Source organism: Pseudomonas sp. MIS38 (assembly GCF_019891575.1).
Taxonomy (GTDB): Bacteria; Pseudomonadota; Gammaproteobacteria; order Pseudomonadales; family Pseudomonadaceae; genus Aquipseudomonas; species Aquipseudomonas putida_A.
Genome location: NZ_JAFLXF010000025.1, coordinates 80,575 through 95,535, shown reverse-complemented (window position 1 = coordinate 95,535; position 14,961 = coordinate 80,575). Strand labels below are relative to the sequence as shown.

The window sequence follows — 14,961 nt, the reverse complement described above, 5'->3', positions numbered from 1 at the left end:
CCGAGTGGCATTCACCCTGATGAAGAATCAGGGCGAATACCGATCAGTTTGAGATTCTAGGGTTGCTGAGCAACATAGAATCTCCCACAGTTTTTTGTGGCGTCTGGCAGGACGGGAAAGTTGCCGCAATCGTACTTCGCGTCCACTCTATGACCTGCCGACAAGGAGCGTCGCCGACCCTCCGTCGTGACCCAAGGGAGCTTGCAGCATGAGCGAAGACAACAAGGTAAAAGGCCCGGCGTCGTACTTCCCCTCCATCGAAAAGAAATACGGCCAGCCCATCGATCACTGGCTTAACCTGCTCGCGGGCGTCACCGACAAGAAACACATGGAACTGGTGGCGTGGCTCAAGGATGAACACGGCATGGGCCACGGCCATGCCAACGCGCTGGTCGCGCACCATTTGGCCGCAGGCAAACAGTGAGGGCAGGGCAGCCATGAACTTCACCCACCGGCCCGTGACGGCCGACGACGTCAAAACCCTATGCGGCTTTCCGCAGGGCGTTCAAGAGTTGTACTTCATGTTCCCGAAAGCGCAGTACCCGCTGACGGAAGAGCAGATGCACACCGCGATCAGCCAGCGCTTCGACTCCACGGCTTTTCTGGCCAACGGCGAGTTCGTCGGCTTCGCCAACTTCTACCGTGCCGAGTACGACGGCGTCTGCTGTATCGGCAACGTCATCGTCGCGCCATACGCCCGGGGCCAGGGTGTCGCTCGCTACATTGTCGAAATCATGACCGCCGTCGGCTTCGAAAAGTATCAGGCCAGGGAAGTGCAGCTGTCCTGCTTCAACGAAAACACGGCGGGGTTGCTGCTTTACCCGAAACTCGGCTTCGTGCCGTTCTCCATCGAAGAGCGTGCAGCGCCGGGTGGCAGGCGTGTGGCGCTGATCAACATGACGCGCCACCGACAATAGTCATCCCCCAATCCCTGTGGGAGCCGTGCTTGCCCGCGATGGCGTTCGTCCGGCCGGACGTGCTGCCAAGTCTTGCGCGGAACCTGTGGGAGCTAGCCTGCTAGCGAAGACGCCAGCCCAGCCGACACATAACCCGCGGAATCACCAAGGTTTTGACCATGCCAGACACCACCGCACGCTTGATCTACCGACGCCCAAAGCCAGCAGACCTGCCCAGCGTTTTCAGCATTTTCGGCGACCCGCAAACCAACCTGTTCAACCCCGCCGGCCCCATGACCGACGTCGCCCAGGCCGGAGCACTGCTGGATCGCTGGCTGCAACATTGGGAAGTCCACGGCTACGGATGGTGGGCAATCAGCAGCGCACAAGCCCCTGAGCACATTTTCGGATTCGCCGGCATCGCCGCCCACGACTACCTGGGCAAACAGGTCATCAACCTCGGCTATCGCTTCGCCGTCGAAGCGTGGGGCCACGGCTATGCGACAGAGGCCGCACAAAATGCGCTGAACCACGCCTTCGACCATCTCGGCTTGCCCGAGGTATTCGGCCTGGTCAGGCCTGACCACACCGCCTCAATCCGCGTCCTGGAAAAGATAGGCATGTGCCGCTTCGGCGAACTGGACGATGTCCCCGGCAAAGCCCCCAGCCTGGTATTCCGAATTCACCGAGATGCCCGCTGATTCGAACCACCTCCCTCTGTAGGAGTGAGCCTGCTCGCGATGACGCCAGTCCAGCCCCCACCAATCTCAATCCAGCCAAAAATCCCTGTGGGAGCGGGCTTGCCCGCGAAGACGTCTGCCCAATCACCCCATCAACCCCTGACAGAAATAAACAGAAAAATCACCCCCGTTTAAACGAAGCCTCACGTAACCACCCAAGCCCTACAACGCCTTGCGTCATTGCCTACGAGTACGCCAGAATCCGCCGGCTTGTGCGTCTGGCGCGCCCTCCGTACCTTGATTCCTGTCACTGCTCATCAGTGATCGGGTCTGCAAGCCCGCCGGAAAGCCAGTCGCATAGCCACGCCATATGGACGCTCGTTCGCGTCTACAAAATGGCAGCTTTGTGCGGGAGACCTTCGGGTCTGCCGGGTTCCTGGTTTCCCGGTCTTGCAGACCCGCGCACAGCTGCCACCCATCATCTGCAAGTGATGCCGGTAGCTCCTAATGAACAATCAGGAGTTTCACCATGATCAAACCAACACCCAACCCGCCAGAAACCGACCTCGCATCGCCCTACGAATCCCTCGATTCCAAAAAACTCCACGAAGCCGCCGAACGCGCCCTCGATCACTACCTCACCCCGGCCACCCAAATCATGGCCAGCCCGCACAAACCCGAACCCATGTACCTCGCCAACCCGAAGTGCGACACCGAATCCCTGCTCGCCAACGCCAGCGAAACCCTCGGCTCCGCCAGCGAAATGCTCAACAACTTCGCCGCCATGCTCGACACCTCCCACCGCAAAACCGCACTGGGCATCGCCCAGGTCGTCATGCTCGGCGAACTCGCCGTAAACCAGGCCCTCGACAACGTCGAAATCGCCCACTGACCACCCCGTGCGACGAGCCAAACCCTCGTCGCACCCAGCAATTTCAACCGAGCTGGCACAGAGCCACGCCTTGCGCCTCCAGGCCTCGGCTGTCACCCTTCGGCCCGTTCTTCAAGGATCAGAACAAGGAATCAAGGATTGAGTGGCTACGTTCCCAACCCCCCGAAAAACTACCGCTACGAAGAAGCCAAACCCGTCGACATTCATGCCCAGCGTTGGGCTGAGTATGAGAAGCACGGGAAAGAACCTGCGCGCGAGCCTGAGAAAGTCGGCATCGCGTTGAGGATTGGGGTTTTCTTTGATGGTACTGGTAACAATGCGAATAACACGGCAGCAGGGTTGCTGTGCGGTGCGCAGCATCCGATTGCGCCGCAGGATATTCCTGCGAGTTGCATGCCTTACATGAGTGATCCGGATAGCAGTTACGGTAACGACGTCAGTAATATTAAAAAATTGAGTGACCTGTACTTCGCGCCTCAACAGGCCGAAGGAGACGGTTCTCAAAAGCAAGCGTTTCGTATGGTCTATGTCGAAGGGATCGGAACTCGATCAGGAGAAGAGGACAGCACGTTCGGTGCGGGGACTGGTCGAGGAGAAACAGGCGTTGCTGGTCGAGTTCAGCTTTCGTTTACCGATATCAAGCTGCGTATCAAGGACGTTTTGGATAGCCATCCCAATAGTGAAATTACCTCTCTGACGTTTGATACCTTTGGTTTTAGCCGTGGCGCTGCTGCCGCTCGGCACTTTGCCAACGAAATCGTACGCGGAAAACAAGGCCCTCTAGGGGATGTTCTGCGCAGTAATGCTCGTGCTTTCAGCCGAACCTTTGTTGAGCAATACAACGGTAGTATCAGGATGGGCTTCATCGGTCTTTTCGACACTGTGCCGTCAATCGCAGGTTGGTCAAATCTGGGCAATGTAAAAAGTCGTATCGCCACCGGTATTAAGCTGTATCTAGATCGACGTTTTTTCACAGATGTCATTCAACTCTCTGCGCGCGACGAGTGCCGAGCGAATTTCGCCTTGAGTAGGGTCAAAGCTGATCATTTGGAGATCACGCTCCCAGGCGTCCATTCCGACATCGGCGGAGGCTACCTTGATAAGGTTGATGAGTGCGTACTTGTCAGTCCCATGCAAACGCTCGAGGTCTCGCAATTTACCGATGTCTATACCACTTCGATCTATCTTGATGCGAAGGCTATAAAAGATCAGTGGCTGGCCAAAGGTTGGCCTGCGGAAATGTTGGAAATCGTTACCCCTGATCCCGTTCTTCTGCCAATCGATAGGCAGGATCGACTTAGTCCTCGCAGGAAGCGCGTTTATGCGGCCTTGCAACTCAAGCGTCCAGTGAGCGGCATGCTATCCAGGGTATATCTGCGAGTGATGCTTCAGCTTGCAAAAGAGAAGGGTGTTAAGTTCAACGACATTCCTGATACCCCAGAATTGGCAGTTCCCACGGAGCTTCGCGCGCTGTGTGATCGATTTCTGGCAGGTGATTACAGCACCACGCCGCAAGAGGAAAAACAACTGAAGCTTAAGTACATTCACATGTCCGCAAACTGGAACCATCCTCTCGGGCGAAGAGATGGCAGTGGTATCCGTGCCGTCTACATCAATGCCCCTACGGCCGACTCGATTCGCGTGCAACATCCGCACGTACCTGACTGGACACTCTGGTGATGAAAATACTTGTAGCCTTGCTATGCGCACTGGTTATTACCGGCTGCCATTCTGCTGATCCACTCTCAGCCAAAAATGATCCGAAGTCCGAATGGTGGGAGCTGGCGTTTATTGAGCCGGACTACATGAAGGTCTGGGTTGAAAACAGTTCTGTTCAAGACATTAACGGCAGGATTTTCTACAAAACCGGCGGCGGCACCGCTGCTGGGGGAGAACCTGAAGATGGGACAGAGTCAGCCCGGGGATGGACAGGTGGGGTTGGCGGTAGCGGGAGGAGGGTGGTGGGAGCAGACCTGCCCGTTCGCATCTGGGTCCGTTGGCAATCAATCGTCGAACAGAAAACCTGGCAAGCATGGGTAGATATTCCAGAGGAGGCACGAAAGTTGATGGTGACGTCCGTCAATCAGCGCTGCCCGCAGACTCCCGATCAGGAAGCAAGATTTATGGCGTCGGTCTATCTAGGTCTAGCTCCCGGTGGCGTCGTGCAGGTTTGGGTAAGAGACTCATGTCATCACCCGGTCAAAGTAGCGCGAGCACAGGCCGAAATTGAGCCACTGGGGCCGAGCCAAGGCAAGAACGAAGGGCGTTACGCCTATCCGGTGAGTGAAAAGGCCAAGCGGTATATCGATAAATATGGCATTCCATACGGGAGTTGGTAGTCGTGGCAATTGAATAGTTGGGTGCTTTGGCAATGAGAATGCTCGTAACCTTGTTGGGCGGCTTGATCGTCACTGGTTGTCATGTCACAAGCACCAACTCTGGTGAAAACGATCCCAAGTATCCTTGGTGGGAGCTGGCATTTATCAAACCCAACTTCATGAACATCTGGGTTGAAGACAGCTCCGTGGAGGACATCAACGGTAAAGTCGTTCTACGTGCCGGGGGAGGGAACGCCAGTGGTGCAGAACCGACTGATGGCAAGGAGTCTGCGCGCGGTTGGATTGGTGTCGGAGGTACAGGCAAACCGGTTATCGGTGCAGGGTTACCCAAGCGCATCTTCGTCCGCTGGCAATCGATACCGGAACAAAAAACCTACAGGGTTTGGGTAGATATTCCTGAGGAGGCCAGACAGGTGATGGTGACGTCTACCCACCAGCGTTGCCCGGAGACTCCTGAGAAAACGGCACGCTTCATGGCCTCGGTCTATTTGGGACTCGCACCGGGTGGAGTGGTGCAGGTGTGGGTGAGAGACCTTTGTCGGCGCCCAGTTAAAGTCGCTCGCGCTCAGGCTGAGTTGGAGCCGCTGGAGCCTGAGTTGGGCAAGAACGGCGGTCAATATGCTTATCCTGTGAGCGAAAAGGCTAAGCGGTATATCGATAAGTACGGCATTCCGTTTGGGAGTTGGTAACCGTCATCTGATGAAACTACTTACCACGATGCTTTGTGTTCAGTTGATCAGCGGGTGCCAGTCAAACGATCCGCTTTCAGCAAAGAACGACCCTAAATCTCCATGGTGCGAACTCGGTTTACCGAACCTAACGACATGAAGGTCTGGGTTGGAGACAGCGCCGTGGGAGATGTAAAGGGCAAGACGCTTCTACGTACTGGCGGTGGAACCGCGTCGGGCGGGTAAAGTCACGGAAAAAATGGATCTGATATTGAGGAATTTGTTTGGCTTACAACAATTTTTTCTCGAGATATAGGGAGGTGTAAAAATGGTGCCAGATCACTATTGATGTACTAGTCTCGTTCCTCACAATTCTAACGTGCCTAATGAGTAGCGGGGATTGCATTCTTAAACAGTTCCTCAAGCTTTTTGTTGCATCAAGGTTTTCTAGTGTAGTCACTCCGCTTGACATCGTGCCTTGAGCGACTAGCATTCTTATAATTGCCATTCTCAGTAACTTCGCTGTTATTATAAGGATGCTGTATGCCCTCATTGTCGCTCACTGATTTGGTTGATGTTTTTTCAAAGGCCGGTACTCCTCGGGTCACTAAGGTTCGCGAAATCAAGAACCGGGAAGCTTATTCTCCTGCGACGGATTACTATCGTCGTTTTCGCGAGGGGGTGGTTGAGATTCATTCTTTGGGTAGGTCTAAAGATTCGCTTGGTGAAATTCTGCAAACCTTACCAGCCAATAAGGTAGAAAATTATTCTGAGATGGTTGAAGGATATAGGAAGTGGTGGGGAAGAAAAGAAATAACTTGGTTTAATCCGCCAAGAGGAAGCTATTCTTATCATAATTTCACTATCTCTGTTAATCCTGAGTTGGGCGTTGAATTTGATGGGCGTCGACACGTAATAAAGCTTTATACAAAAGCTGATACATTGGCTAAGAATAGAGTTGATCTCGTACATTCCATTCTGGAATTGTCATTGTCGGTACTTTCTCTTGAGAGGGATAGGTTGTGCGTACTTGATGTTCGCAACTCGAAGCTATTTGTGTCTAATGGGCTAATGGCTAATGCCCAGGCAATTATAGATGCTGAATTAGCTTATATTGAAGCTCTTTGGCCAAGTCTCTGATCTTATCGATCGCGCTTTAGATATACTAGATAGTCAGATGAGGAATAGGCGGGCAAACAATATTTCAATAATGGTGATCTGCCCCCTATTTCACTGTAATCGAAAAAACCTAGATATTTAAAGAATAAACAGTTGTTTCTTCGGGATATAGTGATCTAGAAATTTTTTCAATTTGACCTGCAGAAATATATTTTGATAAGTCCTCAGTAATTATAGTCTTACTTCCAAGGGGATATCTGGTGAATAGGTCATACATTTTCCGGGTATTAGCAAGGGATGAGTCGCTTTTCGCCAAATGCGATAATAATTTCTGAATGAAAAGCCCTAGGGCGCTATCTGCCGGCCTAGCTTCTCCTTCGTCATGATATTCATATACTCTTTCGAAAGTCATGTTCATTGGCTCATTATCAACATCGTAGCAAAAAATTGTTCGAGTTCCCGCCAAACAAAAACTATTAAGCGAAAGTACTGCATCGACCATGCACAGTGATGGACCTAAATCAAAGTGATGCTTTGCAAGCGCATCGAGAACAGACTCATATGCAGGCTTGTATTTATTTTCGATATCACTAGAAAGGGCCAATACGCCGTAGAAAATTGGTATTTTATCAATTGGATCACTTGAGCTTGTACCATTTAAAAGCTTTGCCGTATGAACAGCATCTTTTATATTTTGCAAACGCAAGCTTAGTTTGCATTCAAAAGCAGCCACAACAGACTCGATCGGATACACCTTGGTTTTAAAAATAGCTTTAGGAAAATTTTTGTCCACTATCAATATATCAATTTGAGGAGATATCAATGGGCCTATCCCAGCGATCACACCTTTAAGAACGACTTCATATTGTGGTAACAAATCTTGCAATAGTTCTACCCAAAATTCCTCAGTTGCGTCACCCGCTGTACCATGATCTAATCCAGTATAAATGTTTTTAATTAAAAAACACTCTGCGCCTAGCCTGCGCTCTCGCTCTAAAGTTGAATAATAAATTACTCTATCATCGGGTTGCCATTTTTCTCGCGTGCGAGTTTTCAGTGAATCCAAACCCCGATGATAGGCGACTTCCCCTATAACCTCACGAAAGCAGCGAAGCCAAATACTTTCACGGATCCAATCCGAACTAGGCTGACGCATCATCACCTACCATGAATAACTTAGATTTTTTAATTTGCTTTTTTTGATTGGTCATTTCATTGCCATTTTGGTTTGTTTGTCTTTTGCACTTGACGATAGATTTATAAGGTATTTGCCTCATTGTTTTGAAGCTTGCGCATGCGAGTTCGGATGAAGTCTAGCAACGGTTTTTCAGGTTTGATTTTGACGCTCTGTCCGTTGGAGCAATGGATTGTTATTCGAATAGTGGCGATATCGAGCTCGGTTAGACAATCATTTCCCATTGTCGCAACCCAATTGGTTTCAGATTCAAGCGGAAAACCAAAATGCGCTTGGTCACCATCATTGAGTACGCGCAGCAAGCTTTCGCAGTACTCGGTTGGAGCGCCTATTTTTAAGACGCCATATTTTTTTTTAATAAGTCCATGCTGAATAGAGATATTTGAAATTTTGAACTGTCTATCTCCGGTGTTGGTTACCATTATGGACGCGAGGTGCACGGGTGCCGCGCCGCCACCAACTATAACCCGCACCCCGCAAATGACCGATAGTTGCACGCGTTGTGACGTATGTGCCAGGTACAATGCCACCATCGCTGCCGACACAGATCCGAACGCAGAAGCCCAATCGGCTACCGAGCCCCAGTTAATCCCCGTTACATCCATTATCAAACCTCTCATGCTGTCATAAAGCTATCCAACTGGGTCAATTTTGACTCGCCGCATGACCGGCGAATTGAATAGCACCCAATATTTTAGACTCTTCTGACCGACAGCTTTTGGCCGAAAGCAGCCTTATCCGTAATTCCCTGTAACTCGAAGTACTGCCAGATCAACGGAATCTATTAGCGGTATCAATCAGCAACGATCTCAAACGCACCACTCCCCAAAACCTCCCCATTAACCAAAACCCTAACCCCATGCCGCCCCACAAAATGCCTCCGCGTCGTAAAATCCTTAATCACCTGCCGCCTCCCCACAACCACCTCCCCAAACCCAGCCAACTCCACCGTCTTCAACTTGAAAACCTTCCCCGAAACCCCGCCATTCGCTTTCACATAGTCAATCGTATAATCAATCACCAACCGCTGTTCATGCGCCACTGTCGACTTCACCGTAAACGACAACGTAATCGCCTCACCCAACCGAACCACCGCCGGTTCAACCCGCACATCCAGCAACTCAACTTCAGCTTTCGCGCCCGCGCCAATCACCGTCAACGCCCGCAAATCGCCCTGTTTGATCAAGCTGCGCAGCGCATGCTTGGCAATCCACGCCGTGTGTTTGTTCTCCAGTGGCCAGCTTTCAATCGTGTCCAGCACCCATTCCGGATGTTCCTTGGTCACGTCATTCAGATGGTTCGCCACGGACTTGCGTACGTACAAGCTCTCGTCGGCTTTCAACCGATCGAGGATGCCGGCGGTCAGTTGCGGGTTGGCTTGCACGGCTTCCAGGCGGAATGACCAGGGCAGGCGAGGGCGGGTGCCTTCGCTGGCGAGGCGGCGGATGTGGTGGTTTTGGTCTTGGGTCCAGTCGTGCATGAGTTCCAGCGAGCGTTCGAGGTCGCTGCGCAGGAAGTGGCGGATGGCGAATTCGGAGGAGCCGAAGGTGGTGAAGTATTTCAGTGCTTGCATCGAGGTATCGAAGGCGTGGCCGCCGTAGCTGGCGACGTAGTGCGGCAGGCACATGCTGACGAATCCGCTGTTGAGGCGGGGGGCGAGTTCGCGCAGGACTTCGAGGGAATCTTCGTAGTCCAGTGGCAGCACGGCGTGCAGGCTTTCGCTGACGCGGGCCATGCGTTGCATCACCGACAATTCCGCCAGCCCTTGATTGGCGTGCTTGAGAAACGCCTTGGCCTTGAACGCCGGGTACACGGCGATCATTTCGCTGGCGATGTGTTGCAGGCGTTCGGCGTTGAAGATTTCCTTTAACGCCGGGGCGGCGCTGTCGGTGGTGCTCATGGTCAGGTCATCGGGGTGCTGACGAACGCTTCGAGGGTTTCGGCGTACGCGGTGTATTGGGCGATGTGCGGGTAGCGGCGGGTGTCGATCTGGTCGGGGACGACGAGGTCGGTGAAGCTCCAGGCGACGGCGAGGCTGATGCCGGCCTGGGTGAGGGTGCCGTCGGTGGGCAGGCCGGTTTTTTCCAGTTCCTGTTCGAGGGCGGTGAACGCGGCGGCGAGTTGGCCTTCGACGCGTTCGACCCACGGTTGGTATTGAATGTCGGCCGGGCGCAGGTTGCGTTCGTAATAGAGCTGCACGGCTTTTTCGCAGGCGGCGAGGCTGAGGCCGATCAGGCGCAGGGCGTGGGCGCGTTGTTTGAGGTCGGTCGGCAGCAGGCTTTTGCCGCTGGCGGCTTCGAGGTAGTCGAGGATGAGGGTGGAGTCCATCAGGACCACGCCGTCATCGAGGATCAGCGTAGGCGCCTTGACCACCGGGTTGATCTGCTGGAATTGCTCGAAGTGGCGGAACACCGAGACCGATTCATGTTCGAGGTCGATGCCGAGGCGTTTGGCGGAGATCGCCACGCGGCGCACGTAAGGGGAGTCCAGCATGCCGATCAGTTTCATGACGCGTTCCTTCAAGTCGAACCGGTGGGAAGGCATAACCTAGCCGAGCCTGAGGTAAATGTCAGTCGTCAAAACCGGCTTGTTCGTGAATCTCATCCACATTCAATTCCAGCCGATACGCCACCGCCACAAATAACGCCTGACACAAACACAAGGTCGCACTCAGCGAACGGAACGCCAATGCGCTGCCCTCATTCACCAGCAGCAGGCTGTTGGCGTTTTTGGCCAATGGCGAGAGGTGGCTGTCGGTGAGGATCAGGGTGTTGGCCTGTTGCTGGCGGGCGTAGCGCAGGCAGTGCTGGGTTTCCTTGGCGTAGGGGGTGAAGCTGATGGCGATGACCAAATCACCGCTACGCACGCTGCGCATCTGCTCGCGATAACTGCCCCCCAGCCCGGAAACCAGGTGAATGCGCTTGTGAGTGTGTTGCAAGTTGTAAACGAGGTAGTCGGCGACGGCGAAGGAGCGACGTACGCCGACCACATAGATGTTGTCGGCGTTGACGATCAGGTCGACGGCTTTTTCGAACGCGACGTCGTCGAGTTCGCGGCCCAGGCGTTCGATGCCGGAGCGGGTGGCGTCGATGCATTCGCGGGCGAGGTCGCCGTCGCTGGCCTGCTGCGACTGGTTGGCGATCATGCTGCGGATGCGTTGCTGGTAGTTGTGCACCGGCGAGGCTTTGTGGGTGTAGGCGGCGCGGAATAGCGCCTGCATTTCGCTGAAGCCGCTGAAGCCGAAGCGTTGCGAGAAACGCACGATGGCGGATGGGTGCACCTCGCATTCCCGGGCGATGTCGCTGATGCGATCGACCATGATCCGGTCGCTTTGCTGGCTCATGTAGCTGGCGATGCGCTTGAGTTGGCGCGGCAGGGTGTCGTATTCGTCGGTGATCAGTTGTAGCAGACGCTCGGCATTGATCGGGGGACTGGCGAGGGGGCGCTCGTCGTTGGCCGGCAGATCGGGGCGGGGCATAAGTCTTCCTTCAGGCTGATCAAATCACACAAAGTGCTGGGTTGTGGCTGATGTTAGGAGGGCTTTTGGGGTTCTGCTTGGCTGAAACGATGCACCGGGAGTAGAAAAATTCGCGATGAGACGCCAGCGGTTAGCCGTTTGTCTTCTATATACAGCCGTTGGACTGAATTTCTTGCTATAAACGCACTCCGATGACCGCCATGAAGCCTGTGTCAGACCCGTTTACGGCTGTTGTCGGACAAATTCCCGGTATTTACAGTTGCTGAGGCCTCAAACGGGCCTTAGACTGCCGCCCCTTCGTAAATTGAGTGCCGGGTGGCGTTTGCAATAAACGATGCCTTTTCGTCGACCGGACACGGTTCGCCGGAACGCTCCCTATTTCGCCTTAATGCACGTTTTTTTATAGAGATATCAATGACAAAGGACAAGTTGCTGGCCATGCCGGCAGATGACTACATGAATGCCGAGCAACACGCTTTCTTCACTGAGCTGTTGCAGAACATGAAAGTCGAAACCCACGAGCGCATTGAGCAAAACCGTATCGCCATCGAAAGCCTGGACACTCCGGCCGACCCGGCGGACGCGGCTTCGGTTGAAGAAGAGCGCACCTGGCTGGTCAACGCGATCGATCGCGACCAGCGCATGCTGCCGCAACTGGAACAAGCCCTTGAGCGCATCAAGGAAGACAGTTTTGGCTGGTGCGACGACAGCGGCGAGGCCATCGGCCTGAAACGCCTGCTGATCAGCCCGACCACCAAGTACTGCATCGAAGCTCAAGAGCGTCACGAGCAGATCGACAAGCACCAGCGTCAGGCCTGATTCCATGGCTGCCCCCTGAATCGGGGGCGCCTGCAAAAGATCGCAGCCTTCGGCAGCTCCTACACGAGCTGACGGGGCTGCGATCTTTGCTTTTGCTCGTCTGCGATATTTTGCGCGCCGTTCCATTGACCTGCTGCAGACTCCACGACTAACGGACCATGGATAATGGCGTTCTAGTGGCGTTTAATGCAGTCACAACAATGAGAACAAGCGTGGGGTGTTGATATGACGAGAGATGGATCTCTGGTTGGGGCTTTGCCCGCACCAGTGCTGTTGCCGAAAAACCGCTGGATCGCTCCGACCCTGCAAAGCATCGCCCTGATGCTGTTGCTCGCCGGCATGACGCTGGGTGGATGGTCGCTGTACATCGGCCTGCCGCTGGCGGTGCTGATTGTCTGGCTGCCGCGCCTGCGCTCGCGGGCCACCCCTGATGCTGCGCCTGTCGATGCCGGCAGCGCGATTGCCGAACTCACCCGCGATCTTTCCTACACCACCAGTCATAACGCGCTGTCAGCCGCCGGTGTGGCGTTTTCCGTCAAGCAACTGGCGAGCAAACTCGAATCGCAACTCGATGCGGCGGCGCAGATTGTCAGCAACGCCGAAGTGATGATCGCCACCGAACACGCCACTTCGCAGCTCAGTCGTGAAGCGCTGGACGCCGCCAGCGAAGCGCATCACAGCAGCGCGGCGGGGCGCACCGAACTGGTGGATTCGATTGCGCGCATGCACCAACTCAGTCAACGCGCCAACGCCAGTCGTGAGCTGATCGAAGCCCTGAGTCTGCGCAGCGATGATATTCAACGGGTGACGCTGGTGATTCAGTCCATCGCCAGCCAGACCAATCTGCTCGCCCTCAACGCGGCGATTGAAGCGGCGCGGGCTGGCGAGCATGGCCGTGGTTTTGCGGTGGTGGCGGATGAGGTGCGCGGTCTGGCAGCGCGGACTGCCTCGGCGACCGGCGAGGTCGGGGAGATGGTTGCCGACATTCAGCAGCGTACGGCGCAAGTGGTGGAGCAGATCCGCGAGCTGTCCAGCGATCTGCAGACCGGTGTCGAGCAGGTCGAGAACACCGGCCAGCATCTGGAAAACATCGCGCGGTTGGCGGCCGGGGTGGAAACCCAGGTCGGCGAAATCGCCCGTGGCGCGGAAACCAATCGCGAGCAGCTCGACAGTCTGTTCAAGGCCATCGAGCAGATGCGCAGTGATCTGGCGATCAGCGATCAACAAACCCGGCGTCTGGCCGAGGCCGCTGTGCAGATGGAAGGGCAGGCGGAAACCATCAGCGAGCGTCTGGCCGAAGTCGGTCTGGATGACTATCACCAGCGCGTCTATGACCTGGCGCGTGAGGGCGCGAGTCAGATTGCGGCGCGGTTCGAGGCGGATGTCGAGCAGGGGCGGATCAGTCTTGAGGATTTGTTCGACCGTCAATATCAACCGATTCCCGGGACGCAGCCGGCGAAGTTTCAGACCCGTTTCGACCGCTACACCGATCAGGTGCTGCCGGCGATCCAGGAGCCGTTGCTGCCGCGCCATGAGGGGTTGGTGTTCGCCATCGCCTGCACGCCGCAGGGTTATGTGCCGACGCACAATCTGGCGTTCAGTCAGCCGTTGACCGGTGACGCGCAGGTCGACGCGGTGGGTAACCGCACCAAACGCAAGTTCGCCGACCGCACCGGGATTCGCTGCGGCAGCCATCAACAGGCGGTGTTGCTGCAGACCTACACCCGCGACACCGGGGAGCTGATGCACGACTTGTCGGTGCCGATCATGGTCAAGGGCCGGCATTGGGGCGGTCTGCGCCTGGGTTACAAGCCGGAGAATCCGCGCTGATCGATTGTTACCGCTCGCGCAATGAATCTGTGCACGGGCGTTGCTGTTTCCTCTGCGACGAAGTCATTAACATGGCCGTTAGTTAGGTAGCTAATGAAGTCGAGAGGTCAGTATGTGCAGAGTCGATGTCGCGGTGATGATTGGCAGTGGTGTGCCCGCCGGATTGCGCGCGATGGGCCAGAGCGTCTGCTGGGTGGTGTTGCTCAATGGTGAGCGGCGTGGCACCGCGTTCGCCAGTCGCGACGAGGCGGAGGAGTGCAAGGCTGCCTGGCTCGCGCAACTGATGGCCGAGCCTGGCGACAGCCTGCACTGACATTTATTAACGTCCGTCGTGCAGGCGTACGTTCAATTCATCGACCATCACCGCTTCTTCGCCGTCGGCGCGCAGCCACTCCTTCAGCAGTTGCGCCTGTTGCGCTGTCCAGAACTTGGCATCGATCAACTTGGTTTTGGCATCCAGCGGATGCGCTTCGATGAAATCGTCGATGGCCCCGTTTTCCGATGGCAGGCCCAGTTGGTCGAACAGGGTTTTCAGATCATATGCAGGCAGTTCCATCGTGTACTCCTTTTGCGTGTGCCGAAATGGCGCTGTCGCTCGCTCTTTATCTGAGGCAGCCGTTGGGCAAGAGTTCGATCCGTGATTCAAGCAAGCGGGCGAGGGCGCACGCTTCGTTATGGTCTTCGCGGAAACCTCTTACACGGCCGGTGGAAGATTCCTTGATATGAAAGAACGCATTACCTGCCGGGACCACCTGAAATCGCGGGGTCTGGACGCTTTGTGCGTATTGCGCAAGTTCCGGCAAATCAGTGCCGTGCAGCACGAAAGGCGTATCCATGACTGGTTTGGAGGGCTGGGCAAAGTGAGTCAGAGTGCACATATGAAGTCCTTTTCATGAGATAGCCGACGGTTACAGGTCGGTTCGGGTAGTCGGAAGCAGCATCGCTGCTCTAGAATCGCCAGTGTCTGCTGGCGACAGGTGCTATCTAAAGCAATTTTTTACCGGCGATATGTCGGAAAAGGGCTTTTTTTCGTCAGTTTTTTCCC

The 14,961-nt window shown here is 54.9% G+C and carries 18 protein-coding genes; 11 read left to right on the top strand and 7 right to left on the bottom strand.

Translation table 11 applies throughout. From position 1 onward, the window contains the following. The first annotated feature begins 208 nt into the window (after positions 1–208). The 8 genes from J1G18_RS24025 to J1G18_RS23990 all read left to right on the top strand — a co-directional run bounded on the left by J1G18_RS24025 (position 209) and on the right by J1G18_RS23990 (position 6,615). Positions 209–424 carry a DUF4287 domain-containing protein gene (locus tag J1G18_RS24025; protein ID WP_139054715.1) on the top strand — a complete coding sequence of 72 codons (216 nt, stop codon included), beginning with the start codon at positions 209–211 and terminating at the stop codon, positions 422–424. A gap of 13 nt (positions 425–437) precedes the next feature. Continuing rightward, a complete protein-coding gene (locus J1G18_RS24020) occupies positions 438–917 on the top strand; it encodes a GNAT family N-acetyltransferase (protein ID WP_139054716.1) in 480 nt (159 codons plus the stop codon). Between the two features lie 158 nt (positions 918–1,075). After that, positions 1,076–1,597, top strand: coding sequence for a GNAT family N-acetyltransferase (locus J1G18_RS24015; RefSeq protein ID WP_139054717.1), 522 nt, complete (start codon positions 1,076–1,078; stop codon positions 1,595–1,597). Positions 1,598–2,105: 508 nt separating this feature from the next. Beyond that, the gene (locus J1G18_RS24010; RefSeq protein WP_210558721.1) at positions 2,106–2,468 is read left to right on the top strand and encodes a DUF6124 family protein; all 363 of its coding nucleotides are present in this window, start codon (positions 2,106–2,108) and stop codon (positions 2,466–2,468) included. Between the two features lie 138 nt (positions 2,469–2,606). Further along, positions 2,607–4,148 (top strand): T6SS phospholipase effector Tle1-like catalytic domain-containing protein, encoded by a 1,542-nt coding sequence (locus J1G18_RS24005; RefSeq protein ID WP_223008793.1) that lies wholly within the window; start codon positions 2,607–2,609, stop codon positions 4,146–4,148. Then, positions 4,148–4,807, top strand: a complete 660-nt coding sequence (locus J1G18_RS24000; protein WP_223008791.1) for a DUF2931 family protein — start codon at positions 4,148–4,150, stop codon at positions 4,805–4,807. The genes J1G18_RS24005 and J1G18_RS24000 overlap by 1 nt, the downstream gene beginning before the upstream one ends. A gap of 32 nt (positions 4,808–4,839) precedes the next feature. Continuing rightward, the gene (locus J1G18_RS23995; protein WP_223008789.1) at positions 4,840–5,496 is read left to right on the top strand and encodes a DUF2931 family protein; all 657 of its coding nucleotides are present in this window, start codon (positions 4,840–4,842) and stop codon (positions 5,494–5,496) included. A gap of 522 nt (positions 5,497–6,018) precedes the next feature. After that, positions 6,019–6,615 carry a hypothetical protein gene (locus J1G18_RS23990; RefSeq protein WP_223008787.1) on the top strand — a complete coding sequence of 199 codons (597 nt, stop codon included), beginning with the start codon at positions 6,019–6,021 and terminating at the stop codon, positions 6,613–6,615. Positions 6,616–6,724: 109 nt separating this feature from the next. Here the strand turns inward: J1G18_RS23990 and J1G18_RS23985 are convergent, their stop codons facing one another. The 5 genes from J1G18_RS23985 to J1G18_RS23965 all read right to left on the bottom strand — a co-directional run bounded on the left by J1G18_RS23985 (position 6,725) and on the right by J1G18_RS23965 (position 11,267). After that, positions 6,725–7,753: a DUF6602 domain-containing protein gene (locus J1G18_RS23985; protein ID WP_223008785.1), complete on the bottom strand. Its 1,029-nt coding sequence runs from the start codon at positions 7,751–7,753 to the stop codon at positions 6,725–6,727. 98 nt (positions 7,754–7,851) lie between these two features. Further along, entirely contained in the window at positions 7,852–8,394 is a 543-nt protein-coding gene (locus J1G18_RS23980) for a hypothetical protein (protein ID WP_223008783.1), read from the bottom strand. A gap of 188 nt (positions 8,395–8,582) precedes the next feature. Continuing rightward, positions 8,583–9,689, bottom strand: a complete 1,107-nt coding sequence (locus J1G18_RS23975; protein WP_223008781.1) for a DNA alkylation repair protein — start codon at positions 9,687–9,689, stop codon at positions 8,583–8,585. Between the two features lie 2 nt (positions 9,690–9,691). Next, complete coding sequence (locus J1G18_RS23970; RefSeq protein ID WP_134786682.1) at positions 9,692–10,297, bottom strand: glutathione S-transferase; 606 nt, start codon at positions 10,295–10,297, stop codon at positions 9,692–9,694. A 61-nt stretch (positions 10,298–10,358) separates the two neighbouring features. Next, positions 10,359–11,267 (bottom strand): MurR/RpiR family transcriptional regulator, encoded by a 909-nt coding sequence (locus J1G18_RS23965; RefSeq protein WP_007966905.1) that lies wholly within the window; start codon positions 11,265–11,267, stop codon positions 10,359–10,361. Positions 11,268–11,681: 414 nt separating this feature from the next. Here J1G18_RS23965 and J1G18_RS23960 point away from each other — a divergent pair, with 414 nt between their 5' ends. The 3 genes from J1G18_RS23960 to J1G18_RS23950 all read left to right on the top strand — a co-directional run bounded on the left by J1G18_RS23960 (position 11,682) and on the right by J1G18_RS23950 (position 14,229). Then, complete coding sequence (locus J1G18_RS23960) at positions 11,682–12,086, top strand: TraR/DksA family transcriptional regulator (RefSeq protein WP_003225981.1); 405 nt, start codon at positions 11,682–11,684, stop codon at positions 12,084–12,086. Between the two features lie 225 nt (positions 12,087–12,311). After that, positions 12,312–13,916 carry a methyl-accepting chemotaxis protein gene (locus tag J1G18_RS23955; protein WP_223008771.1) on the top strand — a complete coding sequence of 535 codons (1,605 nt, stop codon included), beginning with the start codon at positions 12,312–12,314 and terminating at the stop codon, positions 13,914–13,916. A 112-nt stretch (positions 13,917–14,028) separates the two neighbouring features. Beyond that, positions 14,029–14,229, top strand: a complete 201-nt coding sequence (locus tag J1G18_RS23950) for a hypothetical protein (RefSeq protein ID WP_007966907.1) — start codon at positions 14,029–14,031, stop codon at positions 14,227–14,229. 6 nt (positions 14,230–14,235) lie between these two features. On the opposite strand, the gene J1G18_RS23945 is transcribed toward J1G18_RS23950, so the two are convergent. Then, positions 14,236–14,472, bottom strand: coding sequence for a DUF2789 family protein (locus tag J1G18_RS23945; RefSeq protein ID WP_210558730.1), 237 nt, complete (start codon positions 14,470–14,472; stop codon positions 14,236–14,238). 46 nt (positions 14,473–14,518) lie between these two features. Beyond that, entirely contained in the window at positions 14,519–14,794 is a 276-nt protein-coding gene (locus J1G18_RS23940) for a hypothetical protein (RefSeq protein WP_098964388.1), read from the bottom strand. Positions 14,795–14,961 lie beyond the last annotated feature (167 nt).

Bases quoted from the DNA above. Each gene is read 5' to 3' on its own strand.
- J1G18_RS23965 (WP_007966905.1), bottom strand. From the start codon at position 11,267: ATGCCCCGCCCCGATCTGCCGGCCAACGACGAGCGCCCCCTCGCCAGT.
- J1G18_RS23960 (WP_003225981.1), top strand. From the start codon at position 11,682: ATGACAAAGGACAAGTTGCTGGCCATGCCGGCAGATGACTACATGAAT.
- J1G18_RS23945 (WP_210558730.1), bottom strand. From the start codon at position 14,472: ATGGAACTGCCTGCATATGATCTGAAAACCCTGTTCGACCAACTGGGC.
- J1G18_RS23950 (WP_007966907.1), top strand. From the start codon at position 14,029: ATGTGCAGAGTCGATGTCGCGGTGATGATTGGCAGTGGTGTGCCCGCC.
- J1G18_RS24010 (WP_210558721.1), top strand. From the start codon at position 2,106: ATGATCAAACCAACACCCAACCCGCCAGAAACCGACCTCGCATCGCCC.
- J1G18_RS24025 (WP_139054715.1), top strand. From the start codon at position 209: ATGAGCGAAGACAACAAGGTAAAAGGCCCGGCGTCGTACTTCCCCTCC.
- J1G18_RS23995 (WP_223008789.1), top strand. From the start codon at position 4,840: ATGAGAATGCTCGTAACCTTGTTGGGCGGCTTGATCGTCACTGGTTGT.
- J1G18_RS23985 (WP_223008785.1), bottom strand. From the start codon at position 7,753: ATGATGCGTCAGCCTAGTTCGGATTGGATCCGTGAAAGTATTTGGCTT.
- J1G18_RS24000 (WP_223008791.1), top strand. From the start codon at position 4,148: ATGAAAATACTTGTAGCCTTGCTATGCGCACTGGTTATTACCGGCTGC.
- J1G18_RS23975 (WP_223008781.1), bottom strand. From the start codon at position 9,689: ATGAGCACCACCGACAGCGCCGCCCCGGCGTTAAAGGAAATCTTCAAC.
- J1G18_RS23955 (WP_223008771.1), top strand. From the start codon at position 12,312: ATGACGAGAGATGGATCTCTGGTTGGGGCTTTGCCCGCACCAGTGCTG.
- J1G18_RS23970 (WP_134786682.1), bottom strand. From the start codon at position 10,297: ATGAAACTGATCGGCATGCTGGACTCCCCTTACGTGCGCCGCGTGGCG.
- J1G18_RS24015 (WP_139054717.1), top strand. From the start codon at position 1,076: ATGCCAGACACCACCGCACGCTTGATCTACCGACGCCCAAAGCCAGCA.
- J1G18_RS23990 (WP_223008787.1), top strand. From the start codon at position 6,019: ATGCCCTCATTGTCGCTCACTGATTTGGTTGATGTTTTTTCAAAGGCC.
- J1G18_RS24020 (WP_139054716.1), top strand. From the start codon at position 438: ATGAACTTCACCCACCGGCCCGTGACGGCCGACGACGTCAAAACCCTA.
- J1G18_RS23940 (WP_098964388.1), bottom strand. From the start codon at position 14,794: ATGTGCACTCTGACTCACTTTGCCCAGCCCTCCAAACCAGTCATGGAT.
- J1G18_RS23980 (WP_223008783.1), bottom strand. From the start codon at position 8,394: ATGGATGTAACGGGGATTAACTGGGGCTCGGTAGCCGATTGGGCTTCT.